This window comes from Acidocella sp. (genome assembly GCF_052326845.1).
GTDB lineage: Bacteria > Pseudomonadota > Alphaproteobacteria > Acetobacterales > Acetobacteraceae > Acidocella.
The window spans coordinates 1-18,307 of sequence record NZ_JBKQJR010000101.1 but is presented as its reverse complement, the minus strand read 5'-3'; the positions used below and the strand labels follow the sequence as shown (position 1 = coordinate 18,307).

15 protein-coding genes, 1 tRNA gene and 1 pseudogene are annotated in these 18,307 nt (G+C 67.3%); 13 read left to right on the top strand and 4 right to left on the bottom strand.

The annotated features are described in order from the left end of the window. On the top strand, positions 1-483 hold a 483-nt coding region (locus tag ACLPJJ_RS06695), incomplete at its 5' end, for an ATP-grasp domain-containing protein (RefSeq protein ID WP_443590169.1). 153 nt (positions 484-636) lie between these two features. On the opposite strand, the gene ACLPJJ_RS06690 is transcribed toward ACLPJJ_RS06695, so the two are convergent. Both ACLPJJ_RS06690 and ACLPJJ_RS06685 read right to left on the bottom strand, forming a co-directional pair. Next, complete coding sequence (locus tag ACLPJJ_RS06690; protein WP_443590170.1) at positions 637-1,650, bottom strand: glycosyltransferase family 4 protein; 1,014 nt, start codon at positions 1,648-1,650, stop codon at positions 637-639. Between the two features lie 25 nt (positions 1,651-1,675). Then, positions 1,676-2,557 (bottom strand): UDP-2,3-diacylglucosamine diphosphatase, encoded by an 882-nt coding sequence (locus ACLPJJ_RS06685; RefSeq protein ID WP_443590168.1) that lies wholly within the window; start codon positions 2,555-2,557, stop codon positions 1,676-1,678. 208 nt (positions 2,558-2,765) lie between these two features. Between ACLPJJ_RS06685 and ACLPJJ_RS06680 the strand changes: the two genes are divergently transcribed. From ACLPJJ_RS06680 to ACLPJJ_RS06645, 8 genes are all read left to right on the top strand, one after another. Next, positions 2,766-3,635: a diacylglycerol/lipid kinase family protein gene (locus tag ACLPJJ_RS06680; protein WP_443590167.1), complete on the top strand. Its 870-nt coding sequence runs from the start codon at positions 2,766-2,768 to the stop codon at positions 3,633-3,635. 71 nt (positions 3,636-3,706) lie between these two features. Beyond that, the gene (locus ACLPJJ_RS06675) at positions 3,707-4,687 is read left to right on the top strand and encodes a malate dehydrogenase (RefSeq protein ID WP_443590166.1); all 981 of its coding nucleotides are present in this window, start codon (positions 3,707-3,709) and stop codon (positions 4,685-4,687) included. A 142-nt stretch (positions 4,688-4,829) separates the two neighbouring features. Then, entirely contained in the window at positions 4,830-6,494 is a 1,665-nt protein-coding gene (locus tag ACLPJJ_RS06670) for a proton-conducting transporter transmembrane domain-containing protein (RefSeq protein ID WP_443590165.1), read from the top strand. Continuing rightward, on the top strand, positions 6,491-7,459 hold the full coding sequence (locus ACLPJJ_RS06665; protein ID WP_443590164.1) for a respiratory chain complex I subunit 1 family protein: 969 nt from the start codon (positions 6,491-6,493) through the stop codon (positions 7,457-7,459). The genes ACLPJJ_RS06670 and ACLPJJ_RS06665 overlap by 4 nt, the downstream gene beginning before the upstream one ends. Further along, entirely contained in the window at positions 7,456-8,115 is a 660-nt protein-coding gene (locus tag ACLPJJ_RS06660; RefSeq protein ID WP_443590163.1) for a hydrogenase-4 component E, read from the top strand. Before ACLPJJ_RS06665 ends, ACLPJJ_RS06660 begins: the two co-directional genes overlap by 4 nt. Beyond that, entirely contained in the window at positions 8,112-9,560 is a 1,449-nt protein-coding gene (locus tag ACLPJJ_RS06655; protein ID WP_443590162.1) for a proton-conducting transporter transmembrane domain-containing protein, read from the top strand. Before ACLPJJ_RS06660 ends, ACLPJJ_RS06655 begins: the two co-directional genes overlap by 4 nt. Next, positions 9,557-10,924, top strand: a complete 1,368-nt coding sequence (locus ACLPJJ_RS06650) for a hydrogenase large subunit (RefSeq protein WP_443590161.1) — start codon at positions 9,557-9,559, stop codon at positions 10,922-10,924. The genes ACLPJJ_RS06655 and ACLPJJ_RS06650 overlap by 4 nt, the downstream gene beginning before the upstream one ends. After that, positions 10,924-11,463, top strand: coding sequence for an NADH-quinone oxidoreductase subunit B family protein (locus tag ACLPJJ_RS06645; protein WP_443590160.1), 540 nt, complete (start codon positions 10,924-10,926; stop codon positions 11,461-11,463). Before ACLPJJ_RS06650 ends, ACLPJJ_RS06645 begins: the two co-directional genes overlap by 1 nt. Positions 11,464-11,591: 128 nt before the next feature. Here ACLPJJ_RS06645 and argJ read toward each other — a convergent pair. Continuing rightward, positions 11,592-12,820, bottom strand: a pseudogene (gene argJ / locus ACLPJJ_RS06640) (bifunctional glutamate N-acetyltransferase/amino-acid acetyltransferase ArgJ). A gap of 1 nt (position 12,821) precedes the next feature. Then, positions 12,822-13,712 (bottom strand): peptidylprolyl isomerase, encoded by an 891-nt coding sequence (locus ACLPJJ_RS06635; protein ID WP_443590159.1) that lies wholly within the window; start codon positions 13,710-13,712, stop codon positions 12,822-12,824. A gap of 97 nt (positions 13,713-13,809) precedes the next feature. On the opposite strand from ACLPJJ_RS06635, the gene ACLPJJ_RS06630 reads away from it, so the two are divergent. From ACLPJJ_RS06630 to ACLPJJ_RS06615, 4 genes are all read left to right on the top strand, one after another. Further along, the gene (locus ACLPJJ_RS06630) at positions 13,810-14,670 is read left to right on the top strand and encodes a bestrophin family protein (protein WP_443590158.1); all 861 of its coding nucleotides are present in this window, start codon (positions 13,810-13,812) and stop codon (positions 14,668-14,670) included. Between the two features lie 95 nt (positions 14,671-14,765). Then, positions 14,766-17,486: a preprotein translocase subunit SecA gene (secA, locus tag ACLPJJ_RS06625; protein ID WP_443590157.1), complete on the top strand. Its 2,721-nt coding sequence runs from the start codon at positions 14,766-14,768 to the stop codon at positions 17,484-17,486. A gap of 53 nt (positions 17,487-17,539) precedes the next feature. Further along, positions 17,540-17,616: transfer RNA gene (locus tag ACLPJJ_RS06620), tRNA-Arg, on the top strand. 334 nt (positions 17,617-17,950) lie between these two features. Further along, the gene (locus ACLPJJ_RS06615; RefSeq protein WP_443590156.1) at positions 17,951-18,154 is read left to right on the top strand and encodes a ribbon-helix-helix domain-containing protein; all 204 of its coding nucleotides are present in this window, start codon (positions 17,951-17,953) and stop codon (positions 18,152-18,154) included. Positions 18,155-18,307: the final 153 nt, after the last annotated feature.

The window sequence follows — 18,307 nt, the reverse complement described above, 5'->3', positions numbered from 1 at the left end:
CATATCCTGGACCTCACCCTCGCCCCCGCGCCGCTGCCGCAGGATCTGCTGGCCGAGGCGCAGGACATTGCCCGCCGCGTGGCTGAGGCGCTGGAGTTGGTTGGCATTCTCGGCGTGGAGATGTTCGTCACCGCCGATGGCAAGCTGCTGGTGAACGAGATCGCCCCGCGCCCGCATAATTCCGGGCATTGGACCATGGATGCCTGCCCCTGCGGGCAGTTCGAGATGCATATCCGCGCCGTGGCCGGGCTGCCTTTGCCGCCCGCCATGCGCCACTCGGATGCCGTGATGAAGAACCTGATCGGGCCCGAGGATATGGCGCTATGGCCGCGCGTCCTCGCCACGCCGGGGCTGATCCCGCACCATTACGGCAAGGCGGAAGCCCGCCCGGGGCGCAAGATGGGGCATTTCAACCGGCTATTTCCCAAGGGCAGCCTGCCGGGGGAGTTTGGCATTGAGGACGCGCTGACGCTGGCGGAGTAAAACCCTACTATGCCGGCCGTCTGGCGCCGCATTTCTGCGCTCCGGTGCTCACGTACTCAAACGTACGCTCCGCTCATTGCTCAGTGCGCTCGAACCGGTGGCGCGCGCTTCGCAACCCAAAAAACGGCGCCATTCAGCTCGGCCTAGCGGGTTTTAAACGGTCGCCGTCACCGGCACGAGATTGTCCAGGAACCGCTCGGCGCAGGAGCGCCAGGAATAGGTCTCGGCGAAGGGGCGGCAATTCGCGCGGTCGATCTCCAGCGCCTTCAGGCAGGCGATGCGCAGATCCTCATCCAGCGCGCCGACGGGCACTTCCGCCTCGGCCAGAATGTCCTTGGGGCCGGTGACCGGATAGGCCGCCACCGGCAGGCCGGAGGCCAGCGCCTCCAGCACCACCAGGCCGAACGTGTCGGTCTTCGAGGGGAACACGAACACATCCGACCCCGCGTAGGCCTTGGCGAGTTCCGCCCCGTGCCGCGCGCCGACAAAATGCGCGTAGGGGAATTCCGCCTCCAGCTCGCGGCGCTGCGGGCCGTCGCCCACCACCAGCTTGGAGCCGGGCAGGTCCAGCTTGAGGAACGCGCGCAGATTCTTCTCCACCGCCACGCGGCCGACATAGAGGAAGATCGGGCGCGGCAGGTCAAAGTTCTCCTTCGGCTCCGGGCTGAAGGCGGCGAGGTCCACGCCGCGCGACCAGGGGCGCACATTCTCGAAGCCCCGCGCCACCAGCTCATCGCGTAGCGACTGCGTGGCCACCATCACCGCGGCACCCGCGCCATGGAAGCGGCGCAGCCAGGCATAGGAGATGAATTCGGGAATTCCCGTCCGCGCCTTCAGGTATTCGGCGAAGCGGGTGTGGAAGGCGGTGGTGAACGCCACCTTGCGGCGTATGGCGTAGGCCCGCGCGGCCATGCCCAGCGGACCCTCGGTGGCGATGTGCAGCGCATCCGGCTGGAACTCGTCGATGATCTTCTCCAGCCGCTTGCCCGGGAAGATCGCCAGCTGGATTTCCGGGTAGCTCGGCATCGGGATGGTGAAGAAGCGGTCCGGCCCCACGACCTCGACCACCTTGCCCATGTCTTGCAGCTCCTGCACCACGGTGCGCAACGTGCGGACCACGCCGTTCACCTGGGGGGTCCAGGCGTCGGAGACGATCAGGATACGCATCGGCCCGGCGGAGGTGAGCAGCGTGTCAGGCTCCGGCTGATACAGCACTGGCGGTGTCGATCTCACGTTGCACGGCGGCGATTTCCGCCGCGACGGCCTGCACCGCGGAGGAGTCAGCCGGGTTCATCTTGGCGGCGGGCTTGGCCAGCATGGAGAGCTGGTTGCGCGCCACCCAGTCCACCAGTTCCAGCGCGCCGTCGTCATGCTCGACCAGCGCGGTGCAGCTTTCCACCCAGTCGCCGTCGTTCAGGTACAGCACGCCGTTCACCATGCGCATCTCGGCATGGTGGATGTGGCCGCAAACCACGCCGTCGAACCCGCGGGCCTTGGCGTCGTCGGCGAGCGCGGTCTCGAAGCGGTCGATCGCCTTCACCGCCTCCTTCACCTGCAGCTTCAGCCAGGCGGAGAGCGACCAGTACGGATAGCCGAGCCTGATCCGCACCATGTTGAAATAGCGGTTCACGCCCAGCGCCACGGTGTAGGCCCAGTCGCCCAGCAGGGCGAGGACGCGCGCATGGCGCACCACGCTGTCGAACGCATCGCCATGGGTGATCAGCAGGCGCTTGCCATCGGCCGTGGTGTGCTCGGCCTCCATCTGGATTTTTACCCCGCACACCTCGATGCCCAGCGCCAGGTATTTGCGCAGCATCTCGTCATGGTTGCCGGGCACGTAGACGACATTGGTGCCGTTGCGGGCCATCTTCAGCACGCGGCGCAGCACCTTGTCGTGGTGGCGGTCCCAGAACCAGGAGCGTTTCAGGCGCCAGCCGTCGATGATGTCGCCGACCAGGAACAGGTTCTCGCAGGTGACCGACTTCAGGAAGTCGGCGAGGAATTCGGCGCGGCAGCCGCGCGTGCCGAGGTGCGTGTCCGATATGAAAACACTGCGGTAGGCGGTTTTATCCATGTAGCGGAGCGACCCCGTTGCATTCATAGGGCCCCGCATAGTCTGGAGTTCGGCACTCATGACAGTGAAGATTCCGTGACGCTTTCAGAAGAATCCAAGGCTCTCCGGGCGCTGCCGATTGTCATGCTGGCGTCATCCTTTTGTCATCGGGGTGTAACCGCAGTGGTGCATTTGGGGAGATTACGCTGCGAGTCCCGAGAATCGATGAATGTTAATTATTTTTAATCCTTTTGCCGGACGGCGCCGCATCGCCCTGCTTTGGCGGGTGCTCGACATGCTGATGCACAACGGTGTGAAGCTCGAGGTGGTGGAGACCGAGCATCCCGGCCACGCCATTGAGCTCGCCCGCGAGGCCGCACGCGAGGGGCGCGGCATGGTGGTGGCCGCCGGCGGTGACGGCACCATCGCCGAGGTGGCGAACGGCCTGATCGGCAGCACCACGGCGCTGGGGGTGATCCCGCTGGGCACCGCCAATGTGCTGGCCAAGGAGTACGGCCTGCCCTCCAGCCCGCGCGCGGTGGCCAACATGCTCGCCTATAAGCGTGTCCGCCCGCTCTGGCCCGGCGTCGCCAAGCTGCCGGAGCGCGACCACGTCTTCGTGCAGATGGCCGGGTTCGGGTTCGACGGCGCGGTGGTGCATGGGCTCCCGCCGCTGCTCAAGCGCGCCATCGGCCGTGGCGCTTATGTATGGCAATGCTTGTGGGAGAGCCTGGCCTATAATTTCCCCACCGTGCGCCTGGCCATCGACGGCAAGCCCTACGAGGCGGCGAGCGTGGTGGTGAGCAAGGGGCGGCTCTATGGCGGAGCGTATATGCTGGCGCCCGAGGCCCGGTCCGACGCCCCGGGCTTCCAGGTGGTGCTGTTCGAGCGCCCTGGCACGTTCTCCGCCCTGCTGTCCGGCGCGGCCCTGCCGCTGGGGGTTTTGCCCCGCTGCCCGGGCGTGCGCATTCTGCCTGCCAGCCATGTTGAATTTCCAGGCAATGCGCGGATCTGGGCGCAATGCGACGGTGATGCGCTGGACGGCTTGCCTTTCGCGGTGACGAATGCCGAAGCCCCGATTTCCCTGATCACCGGCTAGGCGCGGGCGGGGCTTGACCTCGCCCCGTGAAGTTTTAAGGGAAAATCGCCCAATTCAATGGAGTCACAGACATGAAAACCCCCGTGCGCGTTGCCGTCACCGGTGCCGCTGGCCAGATTGGTTACGCTATCCTGTTCCGTATCGCCAATGGCGACCTGCTCGGCAAGGATCAGCCGGTGATCCTGAACCTGCTCGACCTGCCGCAGGCGCAAAAGGCGCTCACCGGCGTGATCATGGAACTGAATGACTGCGCCTTCCCGCTGCTCGCCGACGTCACGCCGTCCGATGATCCGCGCGTCGCCTTCAAGGACGTGGACATCGCCATCCTGGTCGGTTCGCGCCCCCGCGGCCCGGGCATGGAGCGCAGCGACCTGCTCGCCGCCAATGCCGAGATCTTCAAGGTGCAGGGCAAGGCCCTGAACGACGTCGCCAAGCGCGACGTGAAGGTGCTCGTGGTCGGCAACCCGGCCAACACCAACGCCTACATCGCCATGAAGTCCGCTCCGGATCTGCCGAAGGAGAACTTCACCGCGATGCTGCGCCTCGACCATAACCGCGCGGTGTCCATGCTGGCCGAGAAGACCGGCACCCCGGTCAAGGACATCGCGAACGTCGCCGTCTGGGGCAACCATTCCCCCAGCATGTACGCCGATTACCGTTTCGCCTCCGCCGCCGGCAAGCCGATGCCGGAAGTCGTCAATGACGAGGAATGGTACAAGAACACCTATCTCTCGGCCGTCGGCAAGCGCGGCGCTGCCATCATCGAGGCGCGCGGCCTGTCCTCCGCGGCCTCCGCCGCCAACGCCGCCATCGACCATGTGCGGGACTGGGTGCTGGGCACCGACGGCAAGTGGGTCTCCATGGGCGTGCCGTCCGACGGTTCCTACGGCGTGCCGGAAGATGTGATGTTCGGCGTCCCCTGCGTCTGCGAAGGCGGCAAGTATCACCGCGTCAAGGAGCTGCCGATGGACGAGTTCTCCAAGGGCCGCATCCAGCACACGCTGAACGAGCTGCTCGAGGAGCAGGCTGCTGTCGCCGACCTGCTGAAGTAAGGCGGGAAGCAGCGTTAAGACTGAGAAGGGGCCCCTGCGGGCCCCTTTTTCGTGCGCCGGGTCTGATAGGCCAGTAACCCGCGCCCTGAAATCGTCCCCGTCATGCTTCCCGGCGCGGGGACGTGTTTGCTAGCGTGAAGGCGTGACCCAATCCTTCGCCATGTATGTGGGCCTGCCGGGGCAGGGGATGCATCTGCATCTCGATGCCTTGTCCTGGCTGTTTCTGGGCATTCTGCTGCCGCAGGTGGTGGCGGGCGCGATGGCGGGGATGCGCAACTCCGTCACGTTCTGGGTGTTCGTGCTGGGCATGGGCCTCGCGCTGGTGGCGGCGGACGCCTTCACCCTGGTGTTCGGCTTCGAGCTGATGAGCGCCGCCTCCTGGCTGCTGGTGCTGCGCGGCGACCAGAAGCCGGCGACCTTATATGTAGGCGTGGCGATCTTCTCCGCCGCCTGCCTGGTACCGGCGGTATTCCTGCCGGCCGGGCCCATCGCGTTCCTGCTGATCGTGCTGGGCGCGGGGGCCAAGGCCGGGCTGGCGCCGCTGCATTTCTGGCTGCCGCGGGCGCATCCGGCGCCGCCGGCGGGCGTGTCGGCGCTGATGTCGGGCGGCATGGTCAAGGTCGCGCTGTATGTGATCATCCGCTACGCCTTTGTGGTGCTGGCCCCGGCGGCGCAGCCCTGGTGGGGCGGGGTGCTGGTGGTGGCGGGCGCGGCCTCGGTGCTCATCGGCGCGCTCAGGGCGATGCTGGAGACCGAGCTGAAGACCGTGCTGGCCTGCTCCACGGTCGAGCATGTCGGGCTTATCGCGGTCGGGCTGGGCATTGCGCTCAGGGGCAAGGCCATGGGCGACGGCGCCATGACCGGGCTGGGGCTGGAGGCAGCACTGCTCTGCGCCGTGGCGCACGGGCTATACAAGCCGCTGCTGTTCATTGGTGCGGGCGAGGTGAAGCACAACGTCGGCACCACCTCGCTCAACTGGCTCGGCGGGCTGGTGCGCGGCATGCCGAAGCTTGGCCTGCTGATGATCGGCGGGGCGGCGGGCATGGCGGCGCTGCCGCTGGGGCCAGGTTTCGCGCCGGAATTCATTCTGTGGCACGCGGCCATCGCCGCGGCGGGCACCGGCGGCATCATCGCGCGCATCGGCTTTACCGCGCTGCTGGCGGTGCTGGGCCTGAGCGCCGCTTTGGCCCTGGGTGCTGCGGTGCGGCTGGTTGGCATTGGCTTCCTTGGCCGGCCGCGCACCTTGCAGGCCGCCGCCGCCGAGGAAGCGCGGCGCTGGCCGTTGATCGGCATGGCGCTGCTGGCGGCGCTGTGCGTGCCGGTGGCGCTGCTGCCCGGCTTGGTGCTCGGCATGATGACGCCGGTGATCCGGCTGCTGGCCCCGCAGGCGGATGCGCCGCCTCTGGCCTATGCGCCGCTCTCGCTGGCGGTGCTGGCCGGGCTGGCGGCCGTGGCGGCGGGCTTTATCCTCCACCGCTATGGCGTGCGCGGCTCGCGCGAGGTGCCGGCCTGGAATGGCGGGTTCGGCAAGCCGCCGCCCTGGCTGCCCTTCGGCGACCCGGTGACCCAGCCATCCGCCACGGGCTTTGGCGAGCCGATCGCCCGCGCCATCGGCCGTGGCCTGCTGGCGCCCGGCGGGGGTGACCTGGCCGAAGTCTTCCTGCTCACGCCGTTGGCCCGCCTTAACTTGCGCTGCATCCGCGTGGCCGAGCGCATCCGCCGCGCCACCATCCGCCAGCGCCTTGCCTTCATCTTCGCAGCACTTGTGGCGTTCCTGCTGGCCCTCGGGCTCGGGGAGGGCGGATGATGGTGCTGGCCTTCCTGCTCCGTCTGATCGCCACGCTGCTGCATGTGGCGCTGACCTTCGCCCTCGCCCCGCTGGTGATGGGCGTGGTGACGACCCTGCGCGCCTGGGCGCTGGGACGGCGCGGCCCGCCGGTCATCCAGCCCTACTGGGATTTGTACAAGCTGCTGCGCAAGGCGACGCTGGTGCCAGACACCGCCACCGAGCTGTTCAGCGCCTGGCCGGTGGCGTGTGCGCTCAGCATCGCCGTGGCCGCCATGCTGGTGCCGGGCTTCTGCACCGGGCTGCTCACCGCCCCGCTGTCGGACTTCATCACCATCATGGGCCTGCTCGCCCTGGCGCGGGCCGCCACCATGCTCGGCGGGCTGGAGACGGGCTTCGGCTTCGGTGGCGCCGGGGCGTGGCGCGAGGCGCTGTACGGCGTGTTCGCCGAGGGTGCGCTGCTCGTCGTGCTGCTCGGCTTCGGGCTGCTGGCGCATGGCGTCACCGTCGATGGCATCGCCACCGCCTTCGCCAGCCAGCATATCGGCATCTCCGTCTCGCTCGGCTTCGCGCTCGTCGCCATGCTTGCCGTGGCGCTTACCGAGACGGGGCGCATCCCCACCGACAACCCGGCCGGCCACCTGGAACTCGCCATGGTGCATGAGGCGATGCTGCTGGAATATTCGGGGCGCAACCTGCTGCTGCTGAATTACGCCGCCATGCTGCGGCTGCTGCTGTGGATGAGCCTGATCGGCACCATCTTCCTGCCCTTCGGCATGGCCCGCGCGACCGACATCCTCTCCTGGCCCGGCGGGCTGCTGCTCTGGCTGCTCAAGCTCGGCGCCATGGCGGTGGTGCTGCCGGTGTACGAGGTCTCCAGCGCCAAGATGCGCGTGTTCCGGGTGCCGGAATTCCTCGGCGTGGCCATGCTGCTGGGCATGCTGGCCGGGATCTTCCTGTTCGTGGCGGCGAGGATCGGCGCATGAGCCTCACCTTCTCGCTCGCGCACCTGATGGGCGGCATCATCCTGGTGTTCGGCTTCTCGATGCTCTCGCAGCGGCGGCTGGCGGCGATGATCACCATCTACCAGATCCAGGCCTTCGTGCTCTCGGCCGCGGCGTTCTGGCAGGGCTTCGCCCAGCATGAGGCGAGCTTGTACCTCACCGGGTTCATCACCCTGGGCATCAAGGCGGTCCTGCTGCCCATCGGGCTGCGCCAGATCGTGGTGCGCTTCAACATGATCCGCGCCGTGGAGACGGCGATGCCGGTGCTGCTCTCGACGCTCATCGGCGTGGGGCTGATCGGCGTGGCGGTGCTGGTGGTGCTGCCGAGCACGATGAGCGCCGTGTCGCTGACGCGCGAGGACCTCGCCATCGCGCTCTCGGTGGTGTTGCTCGGGCTGCTGGTGATGGTGACAAGGCGCAATGCGCTGGCGCAGATCATCGGCTTTCTTTCCACCGAGAACGGGCTGGTGCTGGCCGCCATCGGCATGCCGGGCATGCCCTTCGTGGCGGAATTCTCCGTGGCACTTCTGGTGCTGCTGGCGTTTCTCGTCGTCGGGGTGTTCCTGTTCCGCATCCGCGAGCATTTCGACACGCTGGACCTGACCGGCCTCGAAGAGATCGAGAGGCGCGGCCGATGATCCTCACCGCCATCTTCCTGCCGCTGCTCGCCGCACCATTGCTTGGGCTCTTTGGCTCGCCCCGCCAGGGCGCGGTGGCCAATGCGGTGCTGAGCGGCATTGTGTTCGTGCTCACTCTCGGGGCCTTCGCCGCGCCCGGCTCTGGGCTGGTCCATGCCGACGAGCTCGGGCTGGTCTTCGGCGGGGTCACCGGCTTCACCGGGCTCACCACCGCCATCGCCAACATCTTCTACCTGCGCGAGGCCGAACCGCGCTTCAGCCTGCGCCGCTGGCGGGTGTACCACGCCATGTGCCAGGTGGTGCTGGGGTCCACCCTGCTCGGCCTGTATGCCGATAATATCGGCCTGCTCTGGGCCGCAGTGGAGACCGCCACCATCGCCGCCACGCTGGCGGTAAGCATGCCGCGCACGGCCTCGGCGCTGGAGGCGGCGTGGAAATATTTCATCCTCGGCGGTGTCGGCATCGGGCTGGCGCTGTTCGGCACCATGCTGGTCTATCTCGCGGCGCAGCCGGCGCTGGGGCCGGGCTTCTCGGCCATGAGCTTCACCGCGCTTGCCGCCCATGCGCCGGGGATGGACGGCTCCCTGCTTACCCTGGCCTTCGTGTTCATCCTGTTCGGCTACGGCACCAAGGCGGCGCTGGTGCCGCTGCATGGCTGGCTGCCGGATGCCTATGCCGAAGGCCCCGCCCCGCTCACGACCTCGCTCTCCGGCCCGATGCTGAACGTGGCGCTGATCGCCATTCTGCGCTTCCGCCACCTGCTGGAGGCGAATTTCGCCTCCGGCGGCACGGCCTTGCCGCCGGGGCCGTTCCTGCTCACGCTGGGGCTGGCCTCGCTGTTCCTCGCCGCCTTCTCGTTCTCCCGCCGGCGCGATGCGCGGCGCTTCTTCGGCTTCTCCTCCATCGAGCATTCCGGCATCGCGGCGTTCGCCTTCGGGGTCGGCGGAGCTGCGACGATCTTCGGCGGGCTGCTGCACATGCTGCTGCACACGCTCATCAAATCAGCACTTCTGCAGGTGCTCATCCGCGCGGCGGCGCTGCGCGGGTCCACAGCACCCGGGCATTACGGCTTTTCGCATCTGCGCGGGCTGATCCACTCCAACAAATACACCGCACTGGTGCTGGGGGCTGCGATGTTCGGCCTTACCGGCCTGCCGCCCTCGGGCCTGTTCGCCTCGGAGTTCATCATCATCAGCCAGACCATCCAGCGCAGCCCCTGGGCCTCGCTGCCGCTGGGGCTGGGGCTGCTGCTCTGCGCCATCGCCCTTCTGCGTAATTTCGGGCCGCTGGTGTTCGGCCGCGCCCCGGCGCACATCAAGCCGGCAAAGGCCACGCCGGAGACGCATCTCGTCACCCTGCATCTGGCGCTCTCGGTGGTGATGGCCTTCGCCATGCCGCCGATGCTGGTGCATCTGCTCTCCGACGTCGCGGAGGCGCTGAAATGATCCTGCTCTCCCATGAGGACTGGCTGGCGCATCGGGGCCGGTTCATCGCCTTGTGGACGGATGCGCGCCATGCCTACGCGCTGTACGAGCCGGGGGAACTGGTGGCGGTGGAGTTGGTGGAGGGCGTCTACCCGGCTCTGCCCCATGCGGGCGCTGGCTGGTTCCAGCGCCTGGCGCGGGACCTGAACGGCCATACCGCCATAGGTGCTGCGGATACCCGCCCGGCCATCGAGCATTCCCGCGAGGCGGATGGCCGAGGCCCCTGGCCGGACTTCAAATCCCCTGAGCTGGAGGGCGTGCACCAGGTGGCGGTCGGGCCGGTCCATGCCGGGATCATCGAGCCCGGGCATTTCCGCTTCTCGGTCATCGGCGAGAAGGTGCTGAAGCTGGAGGCCCGGCTGGGCTATGCGCATAAGGGCACGCTGGGGATGATCCGCGGCAAATCCCCGCGCCTGGCGGCACGCTTTGCCGCGCGTGTCTCGGGCGATGCCACGGTGGCGCATGGCACGGCCTTCGCCCATGCGGCCGAGGCGGCGTTGCGGCTGGAAGCCCCGGCCCGCGCCATCTATTTGCGTGCGGTGATGGCCGAGCTGGAGCGCCTCGCTAACCATACCAGCGACATCGGCGCCATCGCCGGCGATGCCGGGTTCGCCTTCCTCGACTCCCGCTTCGCTTTGGCCCGCGAGCGGATCTGCGCGGCTTGCGCGGCGGCCTTCGGCCACCGGCTGATGATGGACATGGTGATCCCCGGCGGCGTGGCGGGCGACATCGCCACCGGCGGCGGCGCGGCGATACTGGACGCGCTGGACGCGCTGGAAGCGGAGCTGCCCAGCCTGAAGCGGGTGTTCGAGGATTACGCCAGCCTGCAGGACCGCGTGGTCGGCACCGGCATCGTGCCACCCTCCCTCGCCGCCACCTATGCCGCCGGGGGCTATGCGGGCCGGGCCTCCGGCCAGACGCATGATTCCCGGCTGCTGCCCGGCTACCCGCCCTATGAGACCTTCGCCCTCTACGTGCCGGTGGAGCAGGATGGCGACGTTGCTGCGCGCATCCGCATCCGCCTCGCGGAAATCCCGGAGAGCATCCGCCTGATCCGCGACATGCTGCACGCCCTGCCCGATACGCCGATCGCCATCGCACCGCCCATCGGCAGCGGTGATGGGCTGGGCGTGGCGGAGAGCTTCCGCGGCCCGGTCTGGTACTGGCTGCGCATCGAGTCCGGCGCCATCACCGACGTGTTCATCGCCGACCCCAGCACGCTGCACTGGCCGCTGCTGGAGCACGCGGCGGCGACCGCGATCCTCGCCGATTTCCCGCTGATCAATAAATCCATCAACGGCTCGTATTCAGGGGTGGACCTGTAATGTGGAAGACCGTCGCACGGCATTTGCTCTCCCGCGCTGCCGCGCCGCGCACGGCGGACCCGGCGGTGGTGAAGAGCCTGCGCGAGCGGGTGGGGGCCTCGAGGCTGGGGCGGTCACTGGCCATCCGCCATGTGCCGGCGGGCAGCTGCAATGCCTGCGAGCTGGAGCTGCGGGCGACGCAGAATCTGGTGCATGACCTGACGCAGTATGGGTTGAGCTTCACCCCCAGCCCGCGCCATGCGGACATCCTGCTCGTGACCGGCGTGGCGGGGAAGAACATGCGCGAGGCGCTGCTCCAGGCGCGCGCGGCGATGCCCGAGCCGGTGCTGGTGGTGGCGGTGGGCGATTGCGCGGTGGATGGCGGGGTGTTCAAGGGCTCGCCCGCCATTTCCGGCGGGACGGACAGCGTGCTGCCGGTGGATCTGTTGATCTCCGGCTGCCCGCCAAGCCCGGCGCAGATCGTGCAGGGGCTGCTGTCGCTGATCGAGGCGAATGAATTCCCGGCCAGGGCGGTAACGCCCCGCCGGGAGGTGAGTTAGAGTCTGCTTGGAAACTCGCTCTGGTGAGTCAGTCAGCGTGTTTTTTCGAGAACCGGCGCGGAGCGTACGTTAAGTACGTGAGCACCGGAAGCGCAGAAAAGCGCGCTGAATGGCCACCAGAGTAGAGTTTAGCTCCGGTAGGAGCCGTTGATGTCGATATAGCCGTGGGTGAGGTCGCAGGTCCAAACCATGGCGCGGCCTTCGCCCAGCCCGATATCGACCGTGATCTCGATCTCCCGGCCCTTCATGTGCTTCACCACCGGGGTTTCGTCGTAGCCGGGAACCACGCCGCCCGCCTGGGCCATCCATACGCCGCCCACGGCGACGCCGAGCCTGTCGCGGTCGGCAGCTCGCCGGCCTTGCCCACGGCCATCACGATACGGCCCCAGTTCGCGTCCTCACCGGCGATGGCGGTTTTCACCAGCGGCGAATTGGCGATCGTCATGGCGATGCGCTTGGCCGAATGGTTGGAGACCGCGCCTTCCACATTGATGGTGACGAGCTTCTGCGCGCCCTCGCCGTCGCGCGCCACCATCAGTGCCAGATCATGCAGCACCTCGTGCAAAGCGCGGCGGAAATCGGCGAGATGGCCGGGATCCTCCGTCGGCGCGTTGCCCGCCTGGCCGGTGGCGAAGAGCAGCACCGTGTCGGAGGTCGAGGTATCGCTATCGATGGTCACGCAGTTGAAGGTGCTGTCCACGCCCTTGGCCAGCATGGCTTGCAGGGCCGGGGCGGGGATCGCGGCGTCGGTGAAGATGAAGCTCAGCATGGTCGCCATGTCGGGCGCGATCATGCCGCTGCCCTTGGCGATGCCGTTGATCCGCACCTCCACGCCGTCGATCCGCGCAATGCGGGTCGAGCCCTTGGCGAAGGTGTCGGTGGTCATGATCGCGTGCGCCGCCTCGGCGAAGCGGTCCGCCGCCAGATTGGCCTTCAGCTCGTCCATCACCGCGACGATCTTGTGCGCGGGGAGGGGCTCGCCGATCACGCCGGTGGAGGCGAGGAAGATCGCCTCCGCCTTGGTGCCGAGCGTGGCGGCGGCGGCGTGGGCCGTCTCCTCCACCGCCCGCACACCGGCGAGGCCGGTAAACACATTGGCGTTGCCCGCGTTCACCACCAAGCCGCGGGCGAGGCCGCTTTCCAGCGCCTCGCGGCACCAGGTGACCGGCGCGCCGGGGCAGAGATTCCTGGTGAACACACCGGCGACGGTGGTGCCCTCCGCGAACTCGGCCAGCAGCACGTCCGTGCGGCCCTTGTACCGGATGCCGGCCTCCGCCGTTGCCATCCGCACCCCGGCGATGGGGGGAAGCGGAGGCAGCGGCAGCGCCAGCGGCGAGACGGGAAGCGCGCCAGCCATGTTAGTTGGACTGGCCGCTCTGGGCCGGAGCGGAATCGGCCGGCTTGGCGGGGGTGCCATCGGCGTTGAAGATCTGGACCTGGACCTGGCTGCGGGCCTGGTCCAGCGTCGCCTGCACGGCCTGGTCGGCCAGCTTCTGCTTGATCTGGTCCTGAACGTCAGCCAGCGCCGGGGTCGGCGCGGTGCGCTTGCCCTCGCACAGGATCACGTGCCAGCCGAACTGCGTCTGCACCGGGGTCTTGGTGTACTGGCCGGGCTGGAGGGCGAAGGCGGCGGTGGCGAAGGCCGGAACCATCTCGTCCTGCGCGAACCAGCCGAGCTCGCCGCCGTTCTTGGCGCCGGGGTCGATGCTGTACTTCTCGGCCAGCTTGGCGAAATCCGCGCCCTTGTTCAGCTGGTTGATGATGTCCTGGGCCTGGGCCTCAGTCTGCACCAGGATGTGGCGGGCCTCGACCTGCTCCGGGCCGGGCTTGTTGGCGTAGTCGCGGTTATAGGCGGCCTGCACGGCGGTGTCGGTCACCTGCGGGGCGACCTTCTCCTGCATATAGGCGTTCTCCAGGCGGATATTGGCGGCGTCCTGCATGGCCTTGGCCACGTCCGGGTTGTTCTGCAGGCCTTCCTTCTGCGCGGCGACCAGCAGGGCCTTGCGGTCCACCTCCTGGTTGACCAGCAGCGGGAAGAGCTGGTCGGGCGGCAGCTGCTGCACCTGCGCGGGGGCGCTCTGCGCGTCGGCCTGGATGTCGCTCATGTAGATTTTCATGCCGTCGACGATGGCGACCACCGGGTTGCCGTCCGCCGGGGCGGCCGCGGGGGTGCTGGACTGGGCGAAGGCGGCAGGTGCTACGAACAGGGTGGCGGCAGCGAGGACGGAACGCAGAGTAAGACGGCGCATCGGGTTGAAACCTTCCTTTTTGTCGCGCTTCCTATGCGGCAAAGCCGTGCAACCGGCAAGACTGGCCCGCCTCGGGCCGAGGGTGTAAGCGGCGGGCGTGATCGTTCGCCCCCGCCCGACCGGGCTCATCCTGCTCTACGCCATGCGCGGCTCGGTGCTGCCCGTCATCGCGCCACGCCTGCTGCTGGTGGCGGCCCTTTCCGCCGCGGCGGTGTGGCTGCAGCATGTTCGTCCCGGCTGGTTCACCGCGGTGAACCCGGCGCCGTTCACCCTGCTGGGGCTGGGCGTGTCCATCTTCCTCGGCTTCCGCAACAGCGCCTGCTACGACCGCTGGTGGGAGGGGCGCAAGCAATGGGGCGCGCTGCTCGGCATCAGCCGCGGCCTGCTGCGCGATGTCGCGGTGCTGCTGCCCGAGGCTGGCGGCGCGCGGCGGCACGCGGCCCTGCTGGTGCCGGAATTCGCCCGCACGCTGCGCGACCAGCTGCGCGCCCCCGTGCCAATGCCGCCCAACCGCTCCGGCGAGGCGCTCCGCCAACTGGCGGAGGCCTTCGCGGCGCAGATGCGCGCCGGTCAGATCACCGACATCCTCTACCGCCTGTTCTCCAGCCACCTGGACGCCATGACCGGCGTCCAGGCCGCTTGCGAGCGGCTGCGCAACACGCCGATGCCCTTCGCCTATTCGCTGATGCTGCACCGGAGCGTGTGGCTGATCTGCCTGCTGCTGCCCTTCGGCATGGTCGATACGCTGGGCATGGCGACCCCGCTGCTCACCCTGGTGCTGGCCTATGCTTTCCTCGGCCTGGACGCGCTGGGCGAGGAGCTGGAGGAGCCCTTCACCACGGCCCTGAACGGGCTGCCGCTGGACGGGCTGGTGCGCAATATCGAGATCGCCGCCGCCGAGACCCTGGGCGATCCCGCCCCGGAACCGCTGGCGCCGCGGGACTTCGTGCTGCTTTAGAGGTGTGGAGCAAAGGGGCGATTTGACCCGTTACAACCCCGCGACTATGTGAGCGGGCAGATTTCCTTACTTTGTGAAGCGGATTCCGCCCCAGCATGTTTGCCAGCCTCGCCCGCGCCATCTTCGGAACCAGTAACGACCGTGTGCTGAAAGCATACCGCCGGCGCATCGCCGCCATCAACGCGCTGGAGCCCGAGGTTTCGGCGCTTGACGATATGGCGCTCCAGGGCAAGACGGCCGCCTTCCGCGCCCGGCTGGAAGCGGGCGAGACGCTCGACGACCTGCTGCCCGAGGCCTTCGCCGTGGTGCGCGAGGCCTCCAGGCGCGTGCTGGGGATGCGCCATTTCGACGTGCAGCTGATCGGCGGCATGGTGCTGCATGACGGCAAGATCGCCGAGATGAAGACCGGCGAGGGCAAGACGCTTGTCGCCACCCTCGCCGTGTACCTGAACGCCCTGACCGGGCTTGGCGTGCACGTGGTTACCGTGAACGACTACCTGGCCCGGCGTGACGCCGCCCAGATGGGCCAGCTCTACGGCTTCCTGGGCCTCTCCACCGGGGTGATCGTGCCCGGGCTGGACGAGCCCTCCCGCCGCGCCTCCTACGCCGCCGACATTACCTACGGCACGAATAACGAGTTCGGCTTCGACTACCTGCGCGACAACATGAAGTACCGGCTGGAGGACATGGTCCACCGGCCGTTCCACTTCGCCATCGTGGACGAGGTGGATTCCATCCTCGTCGACGAGGCCCGCACCCCGCTCATCATCTCCGGCCCGTCCGACGAGCCGACCGCGCTCTACGCCCAGGTGGACGCGGTGGTCGCCGCCTTCCTGGCCAGTGGCAAGGTGGGTGAGGACGGCAAGCATGAATTTTATGAGAAAGACGAAAAAGCCCGCGCCGTGACGATGACGGAGCCGGGCGCCGAGACGGTGGAGGATATGCTGCGCGCCGCCGGGGTGTTGCCCCATGGCGGGCTGTACGACCTCGTCAATGTCTCGATCGTGCACCACGTGCAGCAATCCCTGCGTGCCCGCACCCTGTTCGCGCGGGACGTGGATTACATCGTGCGCGACGGCAAGATTGTCATCATCGACGAGTTCACCGGCCGCATGCTGGAGGGCCGCCGCTACTCCGACGGCCTGCACCAGGCGCTTGAAGCCAAAGAGAAGGTGCAGGTGCAGCAGGAGAACCAGACGCTGGCCTCCATCACCTTCCAGAACTATTTCCGCCTGTACCCCAAGCTCGCCGGCATGACCGGCACGGCGATGACCGAGGCGGACGAGTTCGAGCAGATCTACAAGCTCGCGGTGGTGGAAATCCCCACCAACGTCGCCGTGGCTCGCGACGACCAGGACGACGAGGTGTACCGCACCGCCGGCGAGAAATACGAGGCGGTGGCGAGGCTGATCGAGGAATGCCGCGGCCGCGGCCAGCCGGTGCTGGTCGGCACCACCAGCATCGAGAAGAGCGAGATCATCTCCGCGCTGCTGGACAGGAAGGGGATCAGGCACAGCGTGCTGAACGCGCGCTTCCATGAGCAGGAGGCGACGATCGTGGCGCAGGCCGGCGCGCCGGGGGCGATCACCATAGCCACCAACATGGCCGGGCGCGGCACCGACATTAAGCTCGGCGGCAATTACGAGATGCGCCTGGCGCTGGAGCCGGGCGTGGACCCGGCGGCGCTGAAGGCCGAGATTGACGCCAACCACGCGAAGGTGAAGGCGGCGGGCGGGCTGTTCGTGATCGGCACCGAGCGGCATGAGAGCCGGCGTATCGACAACCAGCTGCGCGGCCGCTCCGGCCGCCAGGGCGACCCGGGCGCCTCGCGCTTTTTCCTCTCGCTCGAAGACGACCTGATGCGCATCTTCGGCTCCGACCGCATGGGCGGGATGCTGCAGCGCCTGGGCCTGCAAGAGGGCGAGGCGATCATCCACCCGTGGATCAACAAGGCCCTGGAGAAGGCGCAGAAGAAGGTCGAGATCCGCAATTTCGACATGCGCAAGAACGTGCTGAAATACGACGACGTGATGAACGACCAGCGCAAGGAGGTTTACGCCCAGCGCCGTGAGTTTATGAGCGCGGAGAGCGTGTCCGACATTGTGGCCGAGCTGCGCGAGGATGTGGTCGCGGCGCTCGTCGCCAGCCGCATCCCCGAGAAGGCCTTCCCCGAGCAGTGGCAGAGCGCCGAACTGGCTGCGGACCTCAATCGCGTGCTGGCGCTGGACCTGCCGATCGTGGACTGGGCGGCGGAAGAGGGGATCGACGAGGTCCATCTGCGCGAGCGCATCGAGCAGGCGGCGGCGGAAGCAGCCGCGGCCAAGGCGGAGAAATTCGGCGAGCAGCTGACGAATTACATCGAGAAATCCATCCTGCTGCAGACGCTCGACCATGTGTGGAAGGAGCACCTGCTGGCGCTTGATTACCTGCGCCAGGGCATCGGCCTGCGCGGCTATGGCCAGCGTGACCCGCTGAACGAGTACAAGCGCGAAGCCTTTGCCATGTTCGCCGCGATGCTCGCCGAGTTGAAGGAGCGCGTGACCGGCTCGCTGGCGCATGTGATGGTGACCGAGACGCCCGCAGCGCCGCCGCCCCCGCCGCCCGTGCCGATGGTGGAAAGCCACCCGCTGCCCGGCCACGTGGCACCCGAGTTGGCGCTGACCGACCCGGTGGTGCATGCGAGCAACAATGTGCGCCCCTACCGCGACGAAGACGTGGACCCGGCCAAGCCGGAAACCTGGGCGGCGACCCCGCGCAATGCCCCATGCCCCTGCGGCTCGGGCAAGAAGTTTAAATACTGCCACGGTAAGGTTTAACGCCCGCGCCCCGTTGCCGGACGGGGCGGTTTGCGGATAGAAGGAAAAGGCAAGGACCCGTAGCTCAGCTGGATAGAGCGTTGCCCTCCGAAGGCAAAGGTCACGCGTTCGAATCGCGTCGGGTCCGCCAATGTTTTCAAGGGGTTATATCAAAGCCCCAACCGACCAGAAAATCAAAACTCACCAAATACTCACCAAGGTGGCGAGTGGAGTTGGCGCGCTTTTGAGTGGTTTCGCGTAGCCTGTAACCTGAGACTTGTATTTAAGGGGGTGCGGCCTGCCCTCTGGTACTCGAGTCGACGCAGAATGTTGGTGTCAGCAACCACGCTCTTTGAGCGAACTTGGGTCAACTGTTCGTCTAGCGAGTGTTTTCAGCGATATTGTCTATGTGGTGACAAGTGCATCACTGCGTTGTAATTTGATGCATTGTCACCTATCGTCTCTCTCGATGTGCAGAGGGTGACATGAACGAGCGTCCACGCAAAGCAACGCGCCTAACCGTTAGCCTGGAAGAGCAGGACTATCGAACGCTCAACGAGATTGCTCTGGAACGAGATGCGTCGGTTTCATGGGTCATTCGTCAAGCCATCCGTCAGTTTATAGAGACAACGCCCCGACAAATTGGCCAGGTATCTCTGTCCGATAGCGGCGCCGCCACCGATAAATGAAACTTCTTCGAAACAGTGGAACGGATCGAGGTGTCGACCTTCTGCGTGACTGGCTGACGCCGGGGACTCGTGTTGACGTCGTGTCGCCATCATTCTCGCTCTGGGCATTTGCCGAACTCAAGGACGCCCTTGATAGTGTCGAACGGTGTCGGT

Bases quoted from the DNA above. Each gene is read 5' to 3' on its own strand.
- ACLPJJ_RS06655 (WP_443590162.1), top strand. From the start codon at position 8,112: ATGATCCTCACCGCCATCTTCCTGCCGCTGCTCGCCGCACCATTGCTT.
- ACLPJJ_RS06690 (WP_443590170.1), bottom strand. From the start codon at position 1,650: ATGCGTATCCTGATCGTCTCCGACGCCTGGACCCCCCAGGTGAACGGC.
- ACLPJJ_RS06665 (WP_443590164.1), top strand. From the start codon at position 6,491: ATGATGGTGCTGGCCTTCCTGCTCCGTCTGATCGCCACGCTGCTGCAT.
- ACLPJJ_RS06615 (WP_443590156.1), top strand. From the start codon at position 17,951: ATGAACGAGCGTCCACGCAAAGCAACGCGCCTAACCGTTAGCCTGGAA.
- ACLPJJ_RS06660 (WP_443590163.1), top strand. From the start codon at position 7,456: ATGAGCCTCACCTTCTCGCTCGCGCACCTGATGGGCGGCATCATCCTG.
- ACLPJJ_RS06635 (WP_443590159.1), bottom strand. From the start codon at position 13,712: ATGCGCCGTCTTACTCTGCGTTCCGTCCTCGCTGCCGCCACCCTGTTC.
- ACLPJJ_RS06685 (WP_443590168.1), bottom strand. From the start codon at position 2,557: ATGGATAAAACCGCCTACCGCAGTGTTTTCATATCGGACACGCACCTC.
- ACLPJJ_RS06680 (WP_443590167.1), top strand. From the start codon at position 2,766: ATGTTAATTATTTTTAATCCTTTTGCCGGACGGCGCCGCATCGCCCTG.
- ACLPJJ_RS06650 (WP_443590161.1), top strand. From the start codon at position 9,557: ATGATCCTGCTCTCCCATGAGGACTGGCTGGCGCATCGGGGCCGGTTC.
- ACLPJJ_RS06675 (WP_443590166.1), top strand. From the start codon at position 3,707: ATGAAAACCCCCGTGCGCGTTGCCGTCACCGGTGCCGCTGGCCAGATT.
- ACLPJJ_RS06645 (WP_443590160.1), top strand. From the start codon at position 10,924: ATGTGGAAGACCGTCGCACGGCATTTGCTCTCCCGCGCTGCCGCGCCG.
- secA (WP_443590157.1), top strand. From the start codon at position 14,766: ATGTTTGCCAGCCTCGCCCGCGCCATCTTCGGAACCAGTAACGACCGT.